The organism is Amycolatopsis thermalba (assembly GCF_023376025.1).
Taxonomy (GTDB): Bacteria; Actinomycetota; Actinomycetes; order Mycobacteriales; family Pseudonocardiaceae; genus Amycolatopsis_E; species Amycolatopsis_E thermalba.
In genome coordinates this window covers 271164-289080 of sequence record NZ_CP091196.1, presented here as the reverse complement: position 1 = coordinate 289080, position 17917 = coordinate 271164, and the positions used below count along the sequence as shown (strand labels likewise).

21 protein-coding genes and 1 pseudogene are annotated in these 17917 nt (G+C 70.8%); 12 read left to right on the top strand and 10 right to left on the bottom strand.

The features are described from left to right. The 3 genes from ygfZ to L1857_RS01425 are packed head-to-tail and all read left to right on the top strand — an operon-like array spanning position 1 to position 2464. The gene (ygfZ, locus tag L1857_RS01435; protein ID WP_116110251.1) at positions 1-1128 is read left to right on the top strand and encodes a CAF17-like 4Fe-4S cluster assembly/insertion protein YgfZ; all 1128 of its coding nucleotides are present in this window, start codon (positions 1-3) and stop codon (positions 1126-1128) included. A gap of 48 nt (positions 1129-1176) precedes the next feature. After that, the gene (locus L1857_RS01430) at positions 1177-1740 is read left to right on the top strand and encodes an RsiG family protein (RefSeq protein WP_094003164.1); all 564 of its coding nucleotides are present in this window, start codon (positions 1177-1179) and stop codon (positions 1738-1740) included. After that, positions 1730-2464, top strand: coding sequence for an SDR family NAD(P)-dependent oxidoreductase (locus L1857_RS01425; protein ID WP_116110250.1), 735 nt, complete (start codon positions 1730-1732; stop codon positions 2462-2464). The genes L1857_RS01430 and L1857_RS01425 overlap by 11 nt, the downstream gene beginning before the upstream one ends. Here the strand turns inward: L1857_RS01425 and L1857_RS01420 are convergent, their stop codons facing one another. Continuing rightward, complete coding sequence (locus tag L1857_RS01420; protein ID WP_094003162.1) at positions 2465-3364, bottom strand: DUF8083 family protein; 900 nt, start codon at positions 3362-3364, stop codon at positions 2465-2467. A gap of 198 nt (positions 3365-3562) precedes the next feature. On the opposite strand from L1857_RS01420, the gene L1857_RS01415 reads away from it, so the two are divergent. The 3 genes from L1857_RS01415 to L1857_RS01405 all read left to right on the top strand — a co-directional run bounded on the left by L1857_RS01415 (position 3563) and on the right by L1857_RS01405 (position 5611). Further along, a complete protein-coding gene (locus L1857_RS01415) occupies positions 3563-3760 on the top strand; it encodes a DUF3073 domain-containing protein (protein ID WP_017985773.1) in 198 nt (65 codons plus the stop codon). A gap of 97 nt (positions 3761-3857) precedes the next feature. Continuing rightward, positions 3858-4718: a 3-hydroxybutyryl-CoA dehydrogenase gene (locus tag L1857_RS01410; RefSeq protein ID WP_094003161.1), complete on the top strand. Its 861-nt coding sequence runs from the start codon at positions 3858-3860 to the stop codon at positions 4716-4718. 2 nt (positions 4719-4720) lie between these two features. Further along, a complete protein-coding gene (locus L1857_RS01405; RefSeq protein ID WP_094003160.1) occupies positions 4721-5611 on the top strand; it encodes a Gfo/Idh/MocA family protein in 891 nt (296 codons plus the stop codon). On the opposite strand, the pseudogene L1857_RS01400 reads toward L1857_RS01405, so the two are convergent. After that, positions 5597-6573, bottom strand: a pseudogene (locus tag L1857_RS01400) (helix-turn-helix transcriptional regulator). The gene L1857_RS01405 and the pseudogene L1857_RS01400 sit on opposite strands and share 15 nt — an antisense overlap. Before the next feature lie 62 nt (positions 6574-6635). Between L1857_RS01400 and L1857_RS01395 the strand changes: the two are divergent. Together L1857_RS01395 and L1857_RS01390 are read left to right on the top strand one after the other, a co-directional pair. Then, positions 6636-7205 carry a DinB family protein gene (locus L1857_RS01395; RefSeq protein ID WP_094003158.1) on the top strand — a complete coding sequence of 190 codons (570 nt, stop codon included), beginning with the start codon at positions 6636-6638 and terminating at the stop codon, positions 7203-7205. 1 nt (position 7206) lies between these two features. Beyond that, positions 7207-7644, top strand: coding sequence for a VOC family protein (locus L1857_RS01390; RefSeq protein ID WP_116110248.1), 438 nt, complete (start codon positions 7207-7209; stop codon positions 7642-7644). A gap of 22 nt (positions 7645-7666) precedes the next feature. Here the strand turns inward: L1857_RS01390 and arfB are convergent, their stop codons facing one another. The 6 genes from arfB to L1857_RS01360 all read right to left on the bottom strand — a co-directional run bounded on the left by arfB (position 7667) and on the right by L1857_RS01360 (position 12539). After that, complete coding sequence (arfB, locus tag L1857_RS01385) at positions 7667-8104, bottom strand: alternative ribosome rescue aminoacyl-tRNA hydrolase ArfB (RefSeq protein WP_249464296.1); 438 nt, start codon at positions 8102-8104, stop codon at positions 7667-7669. Next, on the bottom strand, positions 8085-9155 hold the full coding sequence (purM, locus tag L1857_RS01380) for a phosphoribosylformylglycinamidine cyclo-ligase (protein ID WP_094003155.1): 1071 nt from the start codon (positions 9153-9155) through the stop codon (positions 8085-8087). Before purM ends, arfB begins: the two co-directional genes overlap by 20 nt. A gap of 29 nt (positions 9156-9184) precedes the next feature. Beyond that, positions 9185-10699, bottom strand: a complete 1515-nt coding sequence (gene purF / locus L1857_RS01375) for an amidophosphoribosyltransferase (RefSeq protein WP_094003154.1) — start codon at positions 10697-10699, stop codon at positions 9185-9187. Between the two features lie 131 nt (positions 10700-10830). Then, complete coding sequence (locus tag L1857_RS01370) at positions 10831-11208, bottom strand: hypothetical protein (RefSeq protein ID WP_094003153.1); 378 nt, start codon at positions 11206-11208, stop codon at positions 10831-10833. Beyond that, positions 11195-11434, bottom strand: coding sequence for a DUF397 domain-containing protein (locus tag L1857_RS01365; protein ID WP_094003152.1), 240 nt, complete (start codon positions 11432-11434; stop codon positions 11195-11197). Before L1857_RS01365 ends, L1857_RS01370 begins: the two co-directional genes overlap by 14 nt. 226 nt (positions 11435-11660) lie before the next feature. Beyond that, positions 11661-12539, bottom strand: coding sequence for a helix-turn-helix domain-containing protein (locus L1857_RS01360; protein WP_094003151.1), 879 nt, complete (start codon positions 12537-12539; stop codon positions 11661-11663). A gap of 153 nt (positions 12540-12692) precedes the next feature. On the opposite strand from L1857_RS01360, the gene L1857_RS01355 reads away from it, so the two are divergent. Then, positions 12693-13526: an SAM-dependent methyltransferase gene (locus L1857_RS01355; protein ID WP_094003150.1), complete on the top strand. Its 834-nt coding sequence runs from the start codon at positions 12693-12695 to the stop codon at positions 13524-13526. A 167-nt stretch (positions 13527-13693) separates the two neighbouring features. Here the strand turns inward: L1857_RS01355 and L1857_RS01350 are convergent, their stop codons facing one another. Together L1857_RS01350 and L1857_RS01345 are read right to left on the bottom strand one after the other, a co-directional pair. Continuing rightward, positions 13694-14779 carry an IS630 family transposase gene (locus L1857_RS01350; RefSeq protein ID WP_094009240.1) on the bottom strand — a complete coding sequence of 362 codons (1086 nt, stop codon included), beginning with the start codon at positions 14777-14779 and terminating at the stop codon, positions 13694-13696. A 41-nt stretch (positions 14780-14820) separates the two neighbouring features. Beyond that, positions 14821-15201 (bottom strand): sterol carrier family protein, encoded by a 381-nt coding sequence (locus tag L1857_RS01345; RefSeq protein WP_094009161.1) that lies wholly within the window; start codon positions 15199-15201, stop codon positions 14821-14823. A gap of 65 nt (positions 15202-15266) precedes the next feature. Between L1857_RS01345 and L1857_RS01340 the strand changes: the two genes are divergently transcribed. From L1857_RS01340 to L1857_RS01330, 3 genes are all read left to right on the top strand, one after another. Beyond that, positions 15267-15890, top strand: coding sequence for a type VII secretion system-associated protein (locus L1857_RS01340; protein ID WP_094009159.1), 624 nt, complete (start codon positions 15267-15269; stop codon positions 15888-15890). Positions 15891-15984: 94 nt separating this feature from the next. Beyond that, positions 15985-16818 (top strand): lysozyme, encoded by an 834-nt coding sequence (locus L1857_RS01335; protein WP_369806866.1) that lies wholly within the window; start codon positions 15985-15987, stop codon positions 16816-16818. 189 nt (positions 16819-17007) lie between these two features. Continuing rightward, positions 17008-17868: a lysozyme gene (locus L1857_RS01330; RefSeq protein ID WP_094009158.1), complete on the top strand. Its 861-nt coding sequence runs from the start codon at positions 17008-17010 to the stop codon at positions 17866-17868. The last annotated feature ends 49 nt before the right edge of the window (positions 17869-17917 follow it).

The window sequence follows — 17917 nt, the reverse complement described above, 5'->3', positions numbered from 1 at the left end:
ATGCCGCTCGTTTCTCCGCTCCTCACCGCGCCGGGCGCCGTCGCGCCGCCGGACGACCACCCCGAGCAGGGCGTGCCCTGGCACTGGGGCGACCCGTTCGCCGAGCAACGCACCGCCGCGCGCGGCGTGGCCGTGGTCGACCGCTCGCACCGCGAGGTGCTGAAGGTGACCGGCCCCGAGCGCCTGTCGTGGCTGCACCTGGTGATCTCCCAGCACGTCACGGAGCTGGCCGGGGGCAGCGGCACCGAGGCGCTGGTGCTGGACAGCCAGGGGCACGTCGACACGCACATGGTCCTCGCGCACGCCGGGGAGGCCGTGTACCTGGACACCGATCCGGGGCCGGAGGCCACCAGCGCGCTGCCCAAGGGCGGCAAGCAGACCCTGCGCGAGTACCTCGAAGCGATGAAGTTCTGGTCGCAGGTGGAGATCACCGACGTCAGCGGCGAACTGGCGATCCTCACCGTGCTGGGCCCGGAGGCCGAGCGGGTGCTGTCCGCTTTGGACATCGAACTCGGCGCCGAGCCGTACTCCGTCGTGCCGGTGGGCGGCGGCTTCGCCCGGCGCATGCCGTGGCCCGGCCGGTCCAGCGTCGACCTGGCGGTGCCGCGCGACGAGCTGGCCGGCTGGTGGCGCCGCATCACCGACGCGGGCGCCCGCCCGGCCGGCACGTGGGCGTTCGACGCGCTGCGGGTCGAGTCGCTGCGCCCGCGGCTGGGCGTGGACACCGACGCGAAGACGATCCCGCACGAGGTGAACTGGATCGGCAGCGCCGCGCACGTCGCGAAGGGCTGCTACCGCGGGCAGGAGACGGTGGCGAAGGTGTTCAACGTCGGCCGCCCGCCGCGCCGGATGGTGCTGCTGCACCTGGACGGCTCGCCGGAGATCTACCCGGAGACCGGGGATCCGGTGAAACTCGGCGACCGGGTCGTCGGGCGGGTCGGCAGCGTCGCGCAGCACCACGAGCTGGGGCCGATCGCGCTGGCCCTGGTCAAGCGGTCCACCCCGGTCGACGCCGAGCTGCTCGCCGGGGACGAGGACCGGGTGGTGCAGGCGGCGGTCGATCCCGATTCGGTGCCAGCCGAGGGCGCCGCGCCGGGCCGGGAGGCCGCGGCTCGCCTGCGCGGGTGATACCGCCCCGGCCTGGCGCCGGGGCCCGGCATGGAGCACTATGTCCCGGTGATCGAAGTCCGGCCGGGCGGACGCCGTCGCATCGACCGTGTCCTGGACCCCGGCTACGTGCACGGCCTCGCCGGCCTGTCGCTCGAGCAGCTGCGCGAGCGCCGGGACGAGGCTGCCCAGGAGGAGACCGATCTCTCCTACCTGCGGCGGCTGTTGCACGCGCGGATCGACATCGTGCGGGCCGAGCAGGAGCGGCGGCGCTCCGGCGGGGGCAGCATCGTCGACCAGCTGGCCACGATCCTGTCCGACAACGCGCTGCGCCCGGCCCGCGGGTCGGGGCGGTACCAGCAGCTGGAGCCCTCGCGTGCCGGTGAGTACCGGCGCCAGGCCGAGGCGCTGGTGGGCAACGCCGACCTGACCGACGTGGGCGCCCTCTCCGACGACAAGCTCGCCGAGACCCTCGCGGACTACAACGGCGAGGAGTCCTCGGTGTCCCAGCGGCGGCGCGAGGTGCAGGCCGTGGTCGACCAGCTGAACGCCGAGATCGCCGCCCGCTACGCGAAGGGCTCGGCCTCCGTGGACGACCTGCTGGCCGCCGAACGCGCGGACGATGCCGGCTGACGTCGCCCTGGTCACCGGCGCGTCCCGCGGTCTCGGCGCGGCCGTGGCCCGGCGGCTGGCGCGCGACGGGTTCGCCGTCGCGGTGAACTACCGCAGCGATCACGACGGCGCGGGTGAGGTGGTCGCCGAGATCGCCGAGACCGGTGGCCGCGCCGCCGCCTTCGCCGCCGACGTGACCGACCCCGCCGAGGTCGACCGGCTGATCAGCGCCGTCGAACACGGGCTGGGCCCGGTCGCGGTGCTGGTCTGCAACGCCACCGGGCCGCAGCCGGACACCGCGGTGTCCGACCTGGACTGGCCGGACTACCTCGCGCACCTGGAGTTCTTCGTCAAGAGCCCGGTCCTGCTGCAGCGCCGCGTGCTGCCCGGGATGAAAGCCCGCGGTGGCGGCCGGATCATCCACATCGGAGCCGAGTCGGAACGGACGGCGCCGGCCGGGGCCGCGGCCTACGTGACGGCGAAGTCGGCGCAGCTCGGGCTCGCCCGGGCCGCGGCGAAGGAGCTGGCCGCGTGGCGGATCACCGTGAACACCGTGGCGCCGGGCTGGGTGCCGGTCGAGCGGCACGCCGGGGTGGACCGCACCGCCTACCTGGCCGGGGTGCCGCTGGGGCGGCTCGGCGAGCCCGACGACGTGGCCGCCGCCGTGCGCTACCTGGCCTCCGACGACGCCCGGTTCGTCACCGGCGTGCGGCTGTCCGTCAGCGGTGGCGCGGTCACGGACTGATCAGTTGAAGTGCTCCCGCGCCGCCAGCTCGCTCCAGTAGTCGCGCAGGTCGGTGAACAGCTCGGCGATCTGCTCGACGTCGCCGGAACGCAGGGCGTCCATGATGCTGTGCACCTCCTCGGCGCTGGTGTCGGACTCCAGGACCGGGTCGGCGATCAGCTGCACCAGCCCGCCGTAGTCCAGCTCCACCGCCGAGGCCGGGTCGAAGTTCGTCAGCCACCGGGCGGTCTCGGCCAGGATGCGCGCCGGGCCGGAGTCGCCGAGGGTTTCCTCCACCAGTTCCCGCGCCTCGGCCACCCGCTGGGTCGCGTCGCCCATCGCGACGCGCCAGGAGACCTCGCGCTCGGGGTCGTCCGGGCCGGAGCCCAGGTTGAGCCTGCGGTGCTTCGGGTCGACCAGCGCGAACCACGGCAGCGGCACGGTCCAGGTGGTGGACAGGACGTGCACGGCGGCCTGCGGCAGATCACCGAGCGCGGAGCTGGCCCTGGCCTTCAGCTTCTCCTCGCTCACCCCGGTCGAGTCGAGCACCGCGGCGTGCAGCGACGGGTGCGCGTCACCGAGGAAGCTCACCAGCGCGGCGGCCGAGCGGGCCCGTACCTCCAGCGGGCACACGAGCGGGCCGGGCCCGACCTTCGCGCCGGTGTCGGTCGGGACGTCGGCCGGGTCGAGCACCAGCACGTCCAGGTTCGGCAGCGCCCGCCCGCCGGGCAACTCGCCCGGCAGCAGCCGGACCGGGCTGGTGGTCTGTGACTTCAACCACATGAGCTGTTCCCGCTCGGCGGCCGCCGCGCGGCTCAGCTGGGCCTGCTCGACGGCTTTGCGCAGCCCCGCGGGGGGAGGGTCGCCGAACGCGGACAGGGGCTCATACACCCGGAGGTAGGCCACGAACGGTCGGAGCACCGTTGAATCGTGGCACGTCGCCGCCCGCTCGCGACCACCGACCGGCGCAACAGCCGACACTGTCGTGACAAGCACACGAAGCCACGTCGCATTGGACCCCTCGGACAGGGTACGGTGTCACCAGGAACCAATTGTCGAGACGATGCGGGGCCGCCGATTCCCCCGGCCGCCCCGTTCCCTGTGCGAGGGGGTCGAGCCATGGGGCGCGGCCGGGCCAAGGCCAAGCAGACGAAGGTGGCGCGAGAGCTCAAGTACAGCACTCCCGACACAGATTTCGCTGCGCTTCAGCGCGAGCTGTCAGGACAGTCCTCCAATTCTCATCCTCGGGAAGAGGACGAGAAGTACGAGGACCCGTACGACCCGTACGCCGACGAGTACGACGACTACCGTCGTTGACGTCTGACCAGCACACGAGGGTGGGTCCGGTCGTGACCGGAACCCGCCCTCGTGTGCTGTGTCATGCGTCGTCGGGCGCCGGAACTGGAGAGGTGCGATGGCGGACATCCAGCGAGTAGGCGTGGTCGGAGCCGGGTTGATGGGCTCCGGGATCGCGGAGGTGCACGCCCGTGCCGGTGCGGACGTGGCGGTCACCGAGGTGAGCCAGCCGGCGCTGGACGCCGGGCGTGCCCGCATCGAGAAGTCGCTGCAGCGTGCGGTGAAGGCGGGCAAGCTGTCCACCGACGACGCCGACGCGGCTCTCGGGCGGCTCACGTTCACCACCGACATCGCCTCCTTCGCCGACCGCGACCTCGTGATCGAGGCCGTGATCGAGCAGGAGCAGGCCAAGGTCGAGGTGTTCCGCTCGCTGGACAAGATCGTCGAGCGGCCGGACGCGATCTTCGCCTCCAACACCTCCTCCATCCCGATCATGAAGCTGGGCATGGCGACGAGCCGTCCGCAGCAGGTGATCGGCATCCACTTCTTCAACCCGGTCCCGGTGCTGCCGCTGGTCGAGCTGGTGCCGTCGCTGCTGACCGGTGAGGACACGGTCAAGCGCGCGGACGAGCACGCCACCGGCTCGCTGGGCAAGACCGTGATCCGGTCGCAGGACCGGGCCGGGTTCATCGTGAACGCGCTGCTCGTGCCGTACCTGCTGTCGGCGATCCGGATGATCGAGTCGGGCTTCGCCTCGGCCGAGGACATCGACCGCGGCATGGAGCTGGGCACCGCGCACCCGATGGGTCCGCTGCGCCTGTCCGACCTGATCGGCCTGGACACCATCAAGGCGATCGCGGAGTCGATGTACGAGGAGTTCAAGGAGCCCCTCTACTCGCCGCCGCCGCTGCTGCTGCGCATGGTCGACGCCGGGCTGCTCGGCAAGAAGAGCGGCCGCGGCTTCTACTCCTACGGCTGATCGTGGACGAGCCACTGCGCGTCGGGCTGGTCGGCGCGGGTCCGTGGGCCCGCACCGTCCACGCGCCCGGCCTGGCCGACCACCCCGCGACGCGGTTGAGCGCGGTGTTCACGCGCCGCGTGGAGGCCGGCCGTGAGCTGGCCGAGCCCTACGACGCCGAGGTCTGCACCAGCCTGGACGAGCTGCTCGGCCAGGTAGACGCCGTCGCCTTCGCGGTGCCGCCCGCCACGCAGGCCGAACTGGCGGTCGAGGCGGTCAAGGCGGGCAAGCACGTGATCCTGGAGAAGCCGATCGCCGCCGATGTCGCGGGCGCCGAGCGGCTGGCCGACGCCGTGTCCGGCGCGGGGGTGGTGAGCCTGGTGATGCTGACCCTGCGCTACGCGACCGCGACGCGGGACTGGCTGGCCGGCCTCGCCGCCGCCGGGAGCTGGAGCGGCGGTGGCGTGCGGTGGCTGTCGGGCGGTCTGCTCGGCGGCCCGTACTCGGCCTCGCCGTGGCGGCAGGAGGACGGCGGCACCCTGGCCGACGTCGGGCCGCACGCCGTCGACCTGCTCGACGCCGCGCTCGGCCCGATCGAGCGGGTGCGCTCGGCGCACCGCGGGCCCCACGACCTGTGGCACATCGTGTTCCAGCACGAGGGCGGCGCGCTCAGTTCGGCGACGTTGTCGCTGCGGCTGCCGCTGCGGCCGACGGTGGTCGAGTTCGCCGTGTACGGCGAGCACGGGTACCGCACGCTGGGCCGCAAGGAGGGCGGCGCCGGCCAGTCCTACACCGCGATGCTGGACGACTTCGCCGCGCTGATCGACACCGGCACCACGTCCCACCCGTGCGACGTCCACCGCGGCCTGCACATCCAGCGGCTGCTGGACAGCGCGCTGTCAATGGCCCGCTGACCCGGGATCACCTTCTCCGGCCATCGCGGCGACCCGTCGCGCGAGGCGGGCCGCGGCCTCCCGCAGCTCGGGCGGCTCCAGCAGCTCCGCCTCGAAGCCGAGCCGGGCGACGTGCACGGCCAGCCAGTCCAGGTCGTCGCCCCCGGCGACGAGCAGGCACCACCCGTCGCGGTCTTCTTCGACGCGCGGATCTGCGGCGGCACCAGGTCCCGCACCTCCGCGGCGCTGGCCCGCAGCCGCACCTTGGCGAGGTAGCGGTAGGGCGCCGCGGAGACCGATCGCTGCACGTACGCGACCGGGTCGGGGTGTTCTCGCGGCCGGAAGCGCCAGGTCGTCGCCGTCACCTCACGCATCCGGTCCAGCCGGAACGTGCGCCAGTCGTCGCGGTCGAGGTCCCACGCCATCAGGTACCAGCGGCGGTTGGTGGCGACCATGCGCACCGGCTCGACCGTGCGTTCGTGGTCCTCGCTGCTCCGGCCGGCGTACCGGAACCGCACCCGCACCGCGTCCCGGCACGCCCGGGCGAGCGTCACCAGCACTTCCGCGTCGATCTCGATCCCGGCGACGAGCGTTTCGGTGGCGCCGTGCACCGCCCGCACCTCGGCGCGCAGCCGCGGCGGCATGACCTGGTCGAGCTTCGCGAGCGCCCGCAGCGCCGCTTCCCCGGCCCCGGCGACCGTGCCACCGGAGGCGAGCCGCAGGGACACCGCCGTCGCGATGGCCTCCTCGTCGTCGAGCAGCAGCGGCGGGAGTCGCGTGCCCGCGCCGAGCTGGTAGCCGCCGCCGACGCCCGCGGTGGCCTGCACCGGGTAGCCGACCGCGCGCAGCCGCTCCACGTCGCGACGCACCGACCGGTCGGTGACGCCCAGCTCCGCGGCGAGTTCGGCCGCGGTCCAGGACGGCCGCCGCTGCAGCAGCGCCAGTAGCCGCAGCACGCGCTCGACGGTGACTTCCACGCTCATGGGTGAAATGGTTCCACAGATTGCGGAACGTATCTGTCCGCTATCCGTTGCATGCTGTCGCCATGGACCTCAACCGACTGCTTCGAGACCAGATCGACTGGCACTGGACCCACCAGCTGCGTGACCGCCTCGCCGGGCTCACCGACGACGAGTACTTCTGGGAACCGGCGCCCGGCAGCTGGAACGTGCGCCCGCGCGGCACGAGCACCGCGCCGGTGCAGGGCGGCTCCGGGGCGATGACCATCGACTTCGCGTTCCCGGAACCCGACCCGGCCCCGGTCACCACCATCGCCTGGCGGCTCGGGCACGTGATCGTCGGCGTGCTCGCCATGCGCAACGCCGCCCACTTCGGCCGCACGCCGACCGACTACCAGTCGTTCGACTACGCGCCGACCGCGGGCGAAGCGCTGGCCCAGCTCGACGCGGAGTACGCGATGTGGATGGCCGGTGTCGAGTCCCTCGGCGAGGAGGGCCTGGCGCGCCCGTGCGGCGAGGCCGAGGGCCCGTACGCCGAGTGGCCGATGGCCGCGCTGGTCCTGCACATCAACCGCGAGCTGATCCACCACCTCTCGGAGGTGTGCCTGCTGCGCGACCTCCACCTGCACACCCGGATCCGACAGGAGGCGAGCTGACGTGGCCCGCGAAATCCAGATCACCTTCGACTGCGCCGACCCGGCAGCGCTGTCGGCGTTCTGGGCGGAGGCCCTCGGCTACCAGCTGCAGGCCCCGCCCGCCGGTTTCGAGTCGTGGGAGCAGGCGCTGGAGGCGATGGGCGTGCCACCGGAGCGGCGCAACGACGCCTCGGCCGTGCTCGATCCGGACGGCAACGGGCCGCGGCTGTTCTTCCAGAAGGTGCCGGAGGGCAAGACGGCGAAGAACCGCGTGCACCTCGACGTGCGCGCCGCGCCGGGCCTCCAGGGCGCCGCGCGGATGGCAGCGCTGGAAGCGGAAGCCGAACGGCTGACCGGCCACGGCGGGAGGCGGTTGGCACGTCATGAGCCGAGCCCGCCGTTGGGGTTCGGGCACATCGTGATGGCCGATCCGGAGGGCAACGAGTTCTGCCTGGACTGAGCTCGGCCGCGGCTCGGCGGAGCTAGTCCTCGAACCGGCCGCGGCGGCCGCGCTTGACGTCGCCCCGGCGCTTCTTCTCCGCCAGCCGCCGCTCCTTCGCGCCGCGGGACGGTTTCGTCGGGCGCCGGGGCGGGGGCGGTGGTGCGGCCGCCGCCCGCAGGACCGCGACCAGCCGCTCGCGCGCGGCCTCGCGGTTGGCCAGCTGCGCGCGGTGCTCGCCGGCCGTGATCGTGAGCACCCCGTCGACCAGGCGCGACCGCAGCCGCTCCAGCAGCCGTGGTCGCAGGTCGTCCGGGACGGACGGGGAGCGGGCCACGTCGAAGGACAGCTCGACCCGCGAGTCCGTGGTGTTCACGCCCTGGCCACCGGGCCCGGACGAGCGCGAGAAGCGTTCCCGCAGCTCGGCGGCCGGGATCACCAGCCGGCGGGAAACCTGCAGGTCAGAACCGGGGGTGGTCACCGGCCAGCACCGCGCGCGGGGCGTCGGCGTCCTCGGTCGTGCGGACCTCGCCCAGCACCCACGCCGGCACGTGCCGCGCGGTCAGCACGGCCAGGGCCCGGTCGACGTCCTCGGACCCCACCACCGCGACCATGCCGACGCCCATGTTGAACGTCTTCTCCATCTCGGCCCGCTCGACCTTGCCGCGCTGCTGGATCAGCGCGAACACCGGCGCCGGCGTCCACGTGCTGCGCTCCAGCTCGGCACGCAGCCCGGCCGGGATCACCCGCGCCAGGTTCGCCTCCAGCCCGCCGCCGGTGATGTGCGCGAACGTGCGCACGTCGGCTTCGGCGGCCAGCGCCAGGCAGTCCTTGGCGTAGATCCGGGTCGGCTCGAGCATCTCCTCGCCGAGGGTGCGGCCGAACTCCTCGACGTGCCCCTCCAGCGGCATCCGCGCGATCTCCAGCAGCACGTGCCGGGCCAGCGAGTAGCCGTTGGAGTGCAGCCCGGACGCGCCCATGCCGATGACCACGTCACCCGGGCGGACCCGCTCCGGCCCGAGCACCTCGGACGCCTCGACCACGCCCACCCCGGTGGCCGAGATGTCGTAGTCGTGCTCGCCCATCAGGCCCGGGTGCTCGGCGGTCTCCCCGCCCAGCAGCGCGCAACCCGCCTGCACACAGCCCTCGGCGATGCCCGCGACCAGCGCGGCGATCTTCTCCGGCACGACCCGGCCGACGGCGATGTAGTCCTGCAGGAACAGCGGCTCGGCGCCGGTGACCACCAGGTCGTCCACGACCATCGCGACGAGATCGATGCCGACCGTGTCGTGCTTGTCGAGCGCCTGCGCGACCGCGATCTTCGTGCCCACCCCGTCGGTCGAAGAAGCGAGCACCGGCTCCTTCCACCGGTCGAGCTTGAGCGAGAACAACCCGGCGAACCCGCCGACCCCGCCCAGCACCTCGGGCCTGCTCGCGCGCTCGGCGTGCGGCTTCAGCAGCTCGACTGCCTGGTCACCGGCTTCGATGTCGACGCCGGCTGCGGCATAGGTGGCGCTCGTGGACTCGCTCACGGCAAGCGGACTCCTGGACTCGACTGAACTCACGGACGCCGGACGGCATCCTCAGCACCGTACCCGGCCTGGGTGACGGTCCGGGCATCCGCCGGGTCCAGCCCCTCCAGCACGTACTTGCCGATGAGGGCGTCGTCGGGCAGCTCGATCGGGTACCGGCCGTCGAAGCAGGCCGTGCACAGCCGCGTCTTCGGCTGCTCGGACGCGGCGACCAGGCTGTCCAGCGACACGTAACCGAGCGAGTCGGCGCCGATCAGCCGCCGGATGCCCTCCAGGTCGGCCCCGTTGGCCACCAGCTCGGCGCGCGAGGCGAAGTCGATGCCGTAGAAGCACGGCCAGCGCACCGGCGGCGACGCGATCCGGACGTGCACCTCGACCGCGCCGGCCTCGCGCAGCATCCGCACCAGGGCGCGCTGCGTGTTGCCGCGGACGATCGAGTCGTCCACCACGACCAGCCGCTTCCCGCGGATCACGTCGCGCAGCGGGTTCAGCTTGAGGCGGATGCCCAGCTGCCGGATGGTCTGCGAGGGCTGGATGAAGGTGCGGCCGACGTAGCCGTTCTTGACCAGGCCCTGCCCGTACGGGATGCCGGAGGCCTGGGCGTAGCCGATCGCGGCGGGGGTGCCGGACTCCGGCACCGGGATCACCAGGTCCGCCTCGGCCGGGTGCTCGGCGGCGAGCCGCTTGCCGATCTCCACGCGGGTGGCGTGCACGCTGCGGCCGGCGATGGAGGTGTCCGGCCGGGCCAGGTAGACGTACTCGAAGATGCAGCCCTTGGGCTCCGGGCTGGCGAAGCGCGAGGACCGCAGGCCCTCGGCGTCGATCGCGATCAGCTCACCGGGCTCGACCTCGCGGACGAACGACGCGCCGACGATGTCCAGCGCCGCGGTCTCGCTCGCGACCACCCAGCCGCGCTCCAGCCTGCCGAGCACCAGCGGGCGCACGCCGTGCGGGTCGCGGGCCGCGTAGAGGGTGGACTCGTCGGCGAAGACCAGGCAGAACGCGCCGCGCAGGGTGGGCAGCAGCTCCAGGGCGGCCGCCTCGGTGCCCCGGTCCGCGGAGGCGTCCGCCAGCAGCCCGACGACCAGGTCGGAGTCGCTGGAGGAGCCGGTCAGCTCGCGGTGCGGCTTGAGTCCCGCGTCGAGGGTGCGGTCCCGCAGCTCGGCGGTGTTGACCAGGTTGCCGTTGTGGGCGAAGGAGATGCCGCTGCCGGTCGCCGTGTGGCGGAACATCGGCTGGGCGTTCTCCCAGGTCGAGGACCCGGTGGTGGAGTACCGGCAGTGCCCGACCGCGATGTGCCCCTGCAGCGAGGAGAGCACCTGCTCGTCGAACACCTGGCTGACCAGTCCGAGGTCCTTGAAGACCACGATCTGCTTGCCGTCCGAGACCGAGATGCCGGCGGCTTCTTGCCCACGGTGCTGGAGCGCGTACAGGCCGTAGTAGGCCATCTTGGCGACTTCTTCACCGGGGGCCCAGACGCCGAAGACACCGCACTCTTCTCGCGGCTCGCGTTCGGGCTGGTCGTCGGTGTGGTGGGAAACCACGAAAGTGCTCCCTGGAGACGAGGGCAGGCCTACTCAAGTGTAGGTCGTGGCCGATCGAAGTGACGCCCCGTGGTCAGTGGCGCTGGCCACTGACCACCGGGCGTCGACTCCCCCTCATGGGAGCGGCTCGGTCAGCTCGCGGCGAGCCAGGTGGCGCGGCCGGTGCCGGTGGGCACCCAGCAGCCGCCGCGGGCGGGCGTCCCGTGCTCCGGGGCCGCGGTGGCGTCCGGCAGCGCGAGCAGCTGGTCCAGCACCGGCGTGGCGTCACCGGCGGTGCGCCACAGCACGGTCTTGGGCGCGAGGATGTCCTCCTCGTCGCCGGGCATCCGCGTGGCGACCACGTCGTCCTCGGCGTTGAGCCGGACGACGTCGATCACGGAGTCGTGGGCGCGGACGCCGACCACCGCGATCACGGCGCCCTTCGCGTCGCGCGGGTGCACGAACTGGTAGCCGCGGGAGATGAGGTCCTGGAGCCGGTCGTCGACGGTCTTGGCGTCAGTTGAGGACATCGTCGAACTCGCCGTCCTTCGCCCCCGCGACGAACGCAGCCAGTTCGGCGCGGGTGTAGATGAGCGCGGGTCCTTCGGGGAAGCGGGAGTTTCTGACGGCGATCTGGCCCGTGGGCAGCTGGGCGAACTCGACGCAGTTGCCGTTGGCGCCGCTGCGGGCGCTCTTGCGCCAGGAAGCGCCGGTGAGGGCGTCGGCGGGCATGCCGTTCACGATGTGCTCAGCCATACTTCCCCAACCTTCCGGGTCAGTGCATCTGCGTGGTGCAAATGCACGTGCACTGGCCTTGTGGCGATCAAGCTACCACTGGTGACTGCACGCGTAAATGCACGTGCATGGCCGAGGCTAATCCCAAATCGGAGCGTGAGTAACGGCGCGGGTAGAGTAATTCGATCGGGTGATGAAACCTGTCCTGGTTGGCCTTGTTCCGGCTACTCGTCGTCACCCATTTCGCCTAGAGCTCTTCCCGCTTCTTCACCAGCATCTGACGCGTCCGATCGGGTGTTTCCGCGTCCACGGCCAGGCGATCGAACGCGCGGCCGTAGACCTCCAGGTCCTCCGGCTTCTCCAGGTACTGCGCGCCGTTGAGGTGCTCGACGTAGGCGATGTTCGGCAGGTCCGGCTCGGCGAACTGCAGCAGCGAGAAGGCGCTTTCCGCGGCGAACCCGCTCATGTCGTACGGGATCACCTGGATCGTGATGTGGGGCATCTCGATCAGCTCCAGCAGGTGGTCGATCTGCTGCCGGAGCACGCCGGCGCCGCCGAACGGGCGTTCCAGCACGGCCTCGTCGAGGACGGCCCACAGCCGCGGCGGTTTCGGCCCGTTGAGCAGCTTCTGGCGGCGCATCCGCAGGCCCACCTTGCGCTCGACGCCCTCGTCCCGGCTGTCCGGGTCGCCGTGGCTGATCACCGCACGCGCGTAGCGCTCGGTCTGCAGCAGCCCGGGCACGAACATCAGCTCGTACGTGCGGATCCGGGAAGCCGCCTCCTCCAGACCGATGTAGTTGTCGAACCAGCTGGGGACGAGGTCGTTGTAGGGGTGCCACCAGCCGGGCTGGTTGGACTCCTTGACCATCTTGACGGCCCACTCCCGCTCGGCCGGGTCGTGCACGCCGTACATGGTCAGCAGGTCGGTGACGTCGCGTTCCTTGAAGCCGACGCGGCCCAGCTCCATGCGGCTGATCTTCGACTCGGACGCGCGGATCTCCCACGCCGCCTTGGCGCGGGTGATGCCCGACTTCTCGCGCAGGCGGCGGAGCTGGGTACCGAGGATCATCCGGCGGGCCGTCGGGCCGGTGGGCTGTTCGGAGCCGGGGAGGTCGATGGGAGCCATCAAGGACCCTTCCTCGCAGAAATCACCAGCCATCCAACTTACAGCGCGGTGTGCCGCAGTCAAGTGCGGTGTGCATTTACGGGCCGCGGTACGCCCCTTACCCTACGGGGGTCCGAAAATTTCATTCGTATTCGATATGCCCGGGAGACCGCGATGTCCGGTGCCACCGCTCCCTATCCGAGTGCAGTCCCCGTAGGTGTGGACCCGACCAGGGCGAGCATCGCGCGCGTGTACGACGCCGCGCTCAACGGCAAGGACAACTACGAGATCGACCGCCAGGTGCTGGCGCAGGTCCGCACCGTGGCGCCCCAGGTGAACGACCTCGCCTGGGCCAACCGCGACTTCCTGATCCGCTCCTGCCGCTTCCTGGCCATGCAGGCCCGCATCGACCAGTTCCTCGACCTCGGCTCCGGGCTGCCCACGGCGGAGAACACCCACCAGGTGGTGCAGCGGGTCAACCCCGAGGCCAAGGTGCTCTACGTCGACAACGACCCGGTGGTGCTCGCGCACGGCCGGGCGCTGCTCGAGGAGAACGAGAACACCCACTTCGTCGCGGCGGACATCTTCCAGCCCGAGCAGATCATCGAGCACCCGGAGATCCGCGACTTCCTCGACTTCGAGCGGCCCATCGCGCTGCTGCACGTCGGCACGTGGCACCACTACCTGGGCGACGACGGCGGCGAGAAGATGGCCACCTACATCGACGCCCTCGCGTCCGGCTCGTACGTGTCCATCGCGCACTTCTACAACCCGGGCACGCCGGAGCACGCGGAGCTGGCCGTCAAGATGGAGGAGAAGTTCATCCACAGCCCGATGGGCAGCGGCCGGTTCCGCTCCAGGGAGGAGATCCAGGCGCTGTTCCCGGGCCTGGAGATGGTCGAGCCGGGCCTGGTCCTGTGCGACGACTGGTGGCCGGACGGTCCGCGGCTCCAGCCGCTCAACCTCGTCCGCCAGTGCATCGCCGGCGGCGTGGGCCGCAAACCGTAAAACCCGTAAAACTACGACTGCGGCTTGCTTGGCGGTGCGGGTGGCGGAACCTCAGCCGCCCCCTCGCTGTGGGATCGCCTCCTCATGAATGCCAATTCACCACGTCGGCGCTGTCCTCGCGAGGAGACGGCTGAGAACCCGCGGCGGTGCGAGCTGCGTGCGGGGTTCTAGTGTCCTGAGTTATTAATTCGCGTGCAGTAGCGTGCGATGGAGTCAAGGATCTGGTCGGCGGTCTTGGTCCAGACGTAGGGCCGTGGTTCGTTGTTCCAGGTCTCGATCCATGCGCGGATGTCGCGATTGAGCGCGTGGACGCTGGTGTGGCTGCCGTGTTGGAGTTTTTTGGTCGTCAGCTCGGAAAACCAGCGTTCGACGAGGTTGAGCCAGGAACTCGAGGTCGGAGTGAAGTGCACGGTGAACCGCGGGTGAGCTGCCAGCCAGCGTTTGATCACCGGGGTCTTGTGGGTCGAGACGTTGTCCATAACCAGATGCACTGCCAGGTCCGCGGGTACTTCGTTGTCGATGGCGATCAAGAACTTCTTGAACTCGATCGCACGATGCCGCGCGTGCAGCCGGCCGATGACCTTGCCGGTGGCGATGTCCAGTGCGGCATACAGACTGGAGGTGCCGTGGCGGGTGTAGTCGTGCGTGGCACGCTGCGGCGTTCCCGGCATCATCGGCAGGATCGGGGCGGTGCGGTTGAGCGCCTGGATCTGGGACTTCTCGTCCACGCACAGCACCACCGCCCGCTCCGGCGGCGCGAGGTAAAGCCCGACCACGTCCTTGACCTTGTCCACGAACAACGGATCCTTGGACAACTTCCACGCCTCACGGCGATGCGGCTGCAGACCGAACGCATTCCAGATCCGGGTCACCGCGGTCTGGGTCAACCCGGACTCCGCAGCCATCGACCGGGTCGACCAGTGCGTCGCATTCGCCGGCGTGGACTCCAGCGTCTTGGTGATCACCGCCTCGACCTGCTCGTCGGTGATCGTGCGCGGGCGCCCCGGACGTGGCTCGTCGACCAGGCCGTCCAGTCGTTGGGCCACGAACCGGGAACGCCATTTCGCGACCATCGCGCGCCCGACGCCCAACTCCGCGGCGATCTCGCTGTTCGAGCCGCCCTCGGCGCACCGCAGCACGATCCGCGACCGCAACGCCAACGCCTGAGCCGTCTTCCGCCGCTGCACCCAGTTCCGCAACGTCTGTGCCTCATCAACGGACAAGGCCAACTCAGGCAGCTTCGGATTCGGCATGCCGCACCCTACAGCTGAACTCGAATTAACGACTCAGGACACTAGAGCCGGACGATCGGCAGCCAGTGCGAGAGGTCGGCCCGGGTCCCGGACGCGGTGACCCGGCCCTCCCGCACCGCCTCCGTCCACTCCAGACGGCCGGTGGCCAGCTCCAGCCACGTCCGCGGGTCGGTCTCGACCACGTTGGGCGGGGTGCCGCGGGTGTGCCGGAGCCCTTCCACGCACTGCACGGCCGCGAACGGCGGCACCCGCACCTCGACGCTCCGGCCGGGCGCGTCCTGGGCCAGCGTGCGCAGGCTCAGCCGGACGGCCGCGGCGAGCTCGGGCCGGGCCGGCCGGTCGGCTTCTCCGCTCAACCAAGCCGTAACGGCCTGCAGCGCGGCTCTCAACTCCACGGGGTCAACCGGACGCGGTGCGGGCATGGTCAAACAGTAGAGTGCACTGCAGCAGACATGAGCACGGCGACGCGGAAACACGGGGTTCGCACATGGCGCAGCGGGACGAAGCGGATCGGCTTCTACCCAATCCTCAGCCCGAGCACAAGCCGGGCAAGCCCAAGATCACCGAGGAGATGCGCGCCAACGCCAGGGCGAATCCGAACAGCTGGCTCTACGTGATCGACGAGGCGTTCGACCCCAACGGCCCGGTGCCGTCGTGGGCGGTCGTCGGCGCCTACCCGGTCAACGGCAGCGGCAACATCGTGGAGGACTTCCACCCCAACGACCGCTACCGGCCCTCGCCCAAGGCGCTCGGGTTCCCGGAGCCGCGCAACGACCTGGAGCGGCTGCTGCAGCTGGTCCGCACCAACCACCGGCCGGCCAGCGACCTGCCGCCGGTGATCCTCGACTCGACCCTGTTCGTCTACGCGCTCGCCCCGATGCAGCGCACGGTCATCGGGTTCCACAACTCCGACGGCCGCGTGCTGGTGCCGGCCTACACGTCGAAGTCGCTGGTGCCGCCGGAGTGGCCGCACGCCCGCGCCGTGCTCGGCCGCGACATGGTGCCGCTGCTCGCGGGCCACCCGGTGGCGATCAACCCGCACGACGTGGTGACCGCGGTGGTGCCGGCCGAGCACCTGGTGGCCGCGCTGGAGCAGGAGCAAAAAGACTAAACATTCCGCTCGGTTAAGCCAGTCGCATCACGCTTTCGAGCTAAGCCGACTCGCAAAAAGCGCTCCATCGAGGCATGGTGACGACCATCGGAGGATGGGAGTCGCCGTGCAAATCTGGAGTTCGAAGCTGCGCCTGGGCACGCTGCTCGTGTCCATGGCACTGGGGACGACGGCCGTGTGCGGCGCGGCGTCGTCCGCCGCGTCCACACCGGACTACTCGAAGGCGGAAAGCACTTTCGCCGGATCGCAGATCGCCGCCGTCGAGGGCAGGGGTGATCCGCCCCGGTTCACCGCGGACGCCGGTGCGATCGGGCACGACGTCAGCGGGCACCAGGGTGACGTGCACTGGCCGGGCGCGTGGGGGGCCGGCGGCCGGTTCGTCTACGTCAAGGCCACCGAGGGCACCGGGTTCATCAACAAGCGGTTCGCCCAGCAGTACAACGGTTCCTACCAGATCGGGATGATCCGCGGCGCCTACCACTTCGCGCGCCCGGACGTCTCCGGTGGACGGCAGCAGGCCGAGTACTTCCTCGCCCACGGGGGCGGCTGGTCGCCGGACGGGCGGACGCTGCCCGGGGCGCTCGACGTGGAGTACAACCCCTACGGCGAGGCCTGCTACGGCCTCGATCCGGTCCGGATGGGCGAGTGGATCCGGGACTTCTCCGACACCTACCGCGCCCGCACCGGCCGCTTCCCGGTCATCTACACCTCGACGAACTGGTGGAACAAGTGCACCGGGAACAACGCCGGGTTCGGGCGGAACAATCCTCTGTGGATCGCCCGCTACCAGCCGGTCGTCGGTCCGCTGCCGGCCGGGTGGTCGTACCAGTCCATCTGGCAGTTCGCCGACTCGGGTGTCCTGCCGGGTGACCAGAACCTGTTCAACGGGACGCTGGACCAGGTCAAGGCCTTCGCCTCGAACAGCTGACGCGGTAATCCGGTCGGGTTACTACGAAAGTCGGTCCGTCACCGGCGACATGCGCAAATCACCCACCGGTCATCGGAAATTCACGGGATTTGGTGACATCGCCGCGGATCGTCATCAAGAATCACGGCCTGGACGGTCTCCCTGCAAACCAGACCGTCCTCCGCGAGGGCAATGGAAGGGACTCCGCTCATGTCTGCTCCACGCAAGAGATGGTGGCGGTTCGCCACGTCCGCCACCGCCGCGTCGGTCGCCGTGCTCGTGCTCGGCGCCCTGGCTCCGGCCGGCGCGGCTCCGGCCACCATCAGCGGAATGTCGGTCGACGACTACGTCGCTCGTTACGATCACCCGATGGGTTCGCAGATCGCGCGCGTCGAGGGTGACCACTCGACGGCGCAGACGCAGGCCATCGCCGCCGGGGACGTGACCGCGGCGGCGTCGGTCGAGGGCATCGACGTCAGCGGCCACCAGGGCAACGTCGACTGGGCGAACTACTGGGGCCAGGGCAAGCGCTTCGCCTACGTCAAGGCCACCGAGGGCACCTACTACACCAACCCGTACTTCGCCCAGCAGTACAACGGCTCCTACAACATCGGCATGATCCGCGGCGCCTACCACTTCGCCACCCCGGACACCGCGTCCGGCGCCGCGCAGGCCAACTACTTCGTCGACCACGGCGGGGGCTGGTCGGCGGACGGCAAGACGCTGCCGGGCGCGCTCGACATGGAGTACAACCCGTACGGCTCGACCTGTTACGGGTTGTCGAAGAGCGCGATGACCGCGTGGATCAAGGACTTCAGTGACACCTACCACGCCCGCACCGGGCGGTACCCGGTGATCTACACGAGCACGAACTGGTGGAGCCAGTGCGTCGACGGGGCGTTCGCGGCGACGAACCCGCTGTGGATCGCGCGCTACGCCGCGAGCGTGGGAACGTTGCCGTTCAACTGGAGTTTCTACACGTTCTGGCAGTACTCCTCGACGCCGATCGACCAGAACACCTTCAACGGGGCCTACGACCGGCTGCAGGTGCTGGCCACCTCGAAGGGCTGAGCGGAAGGGGGCTCCCGCCGTCCGTGGTGGGAGTCTCCTTCGCATTTGC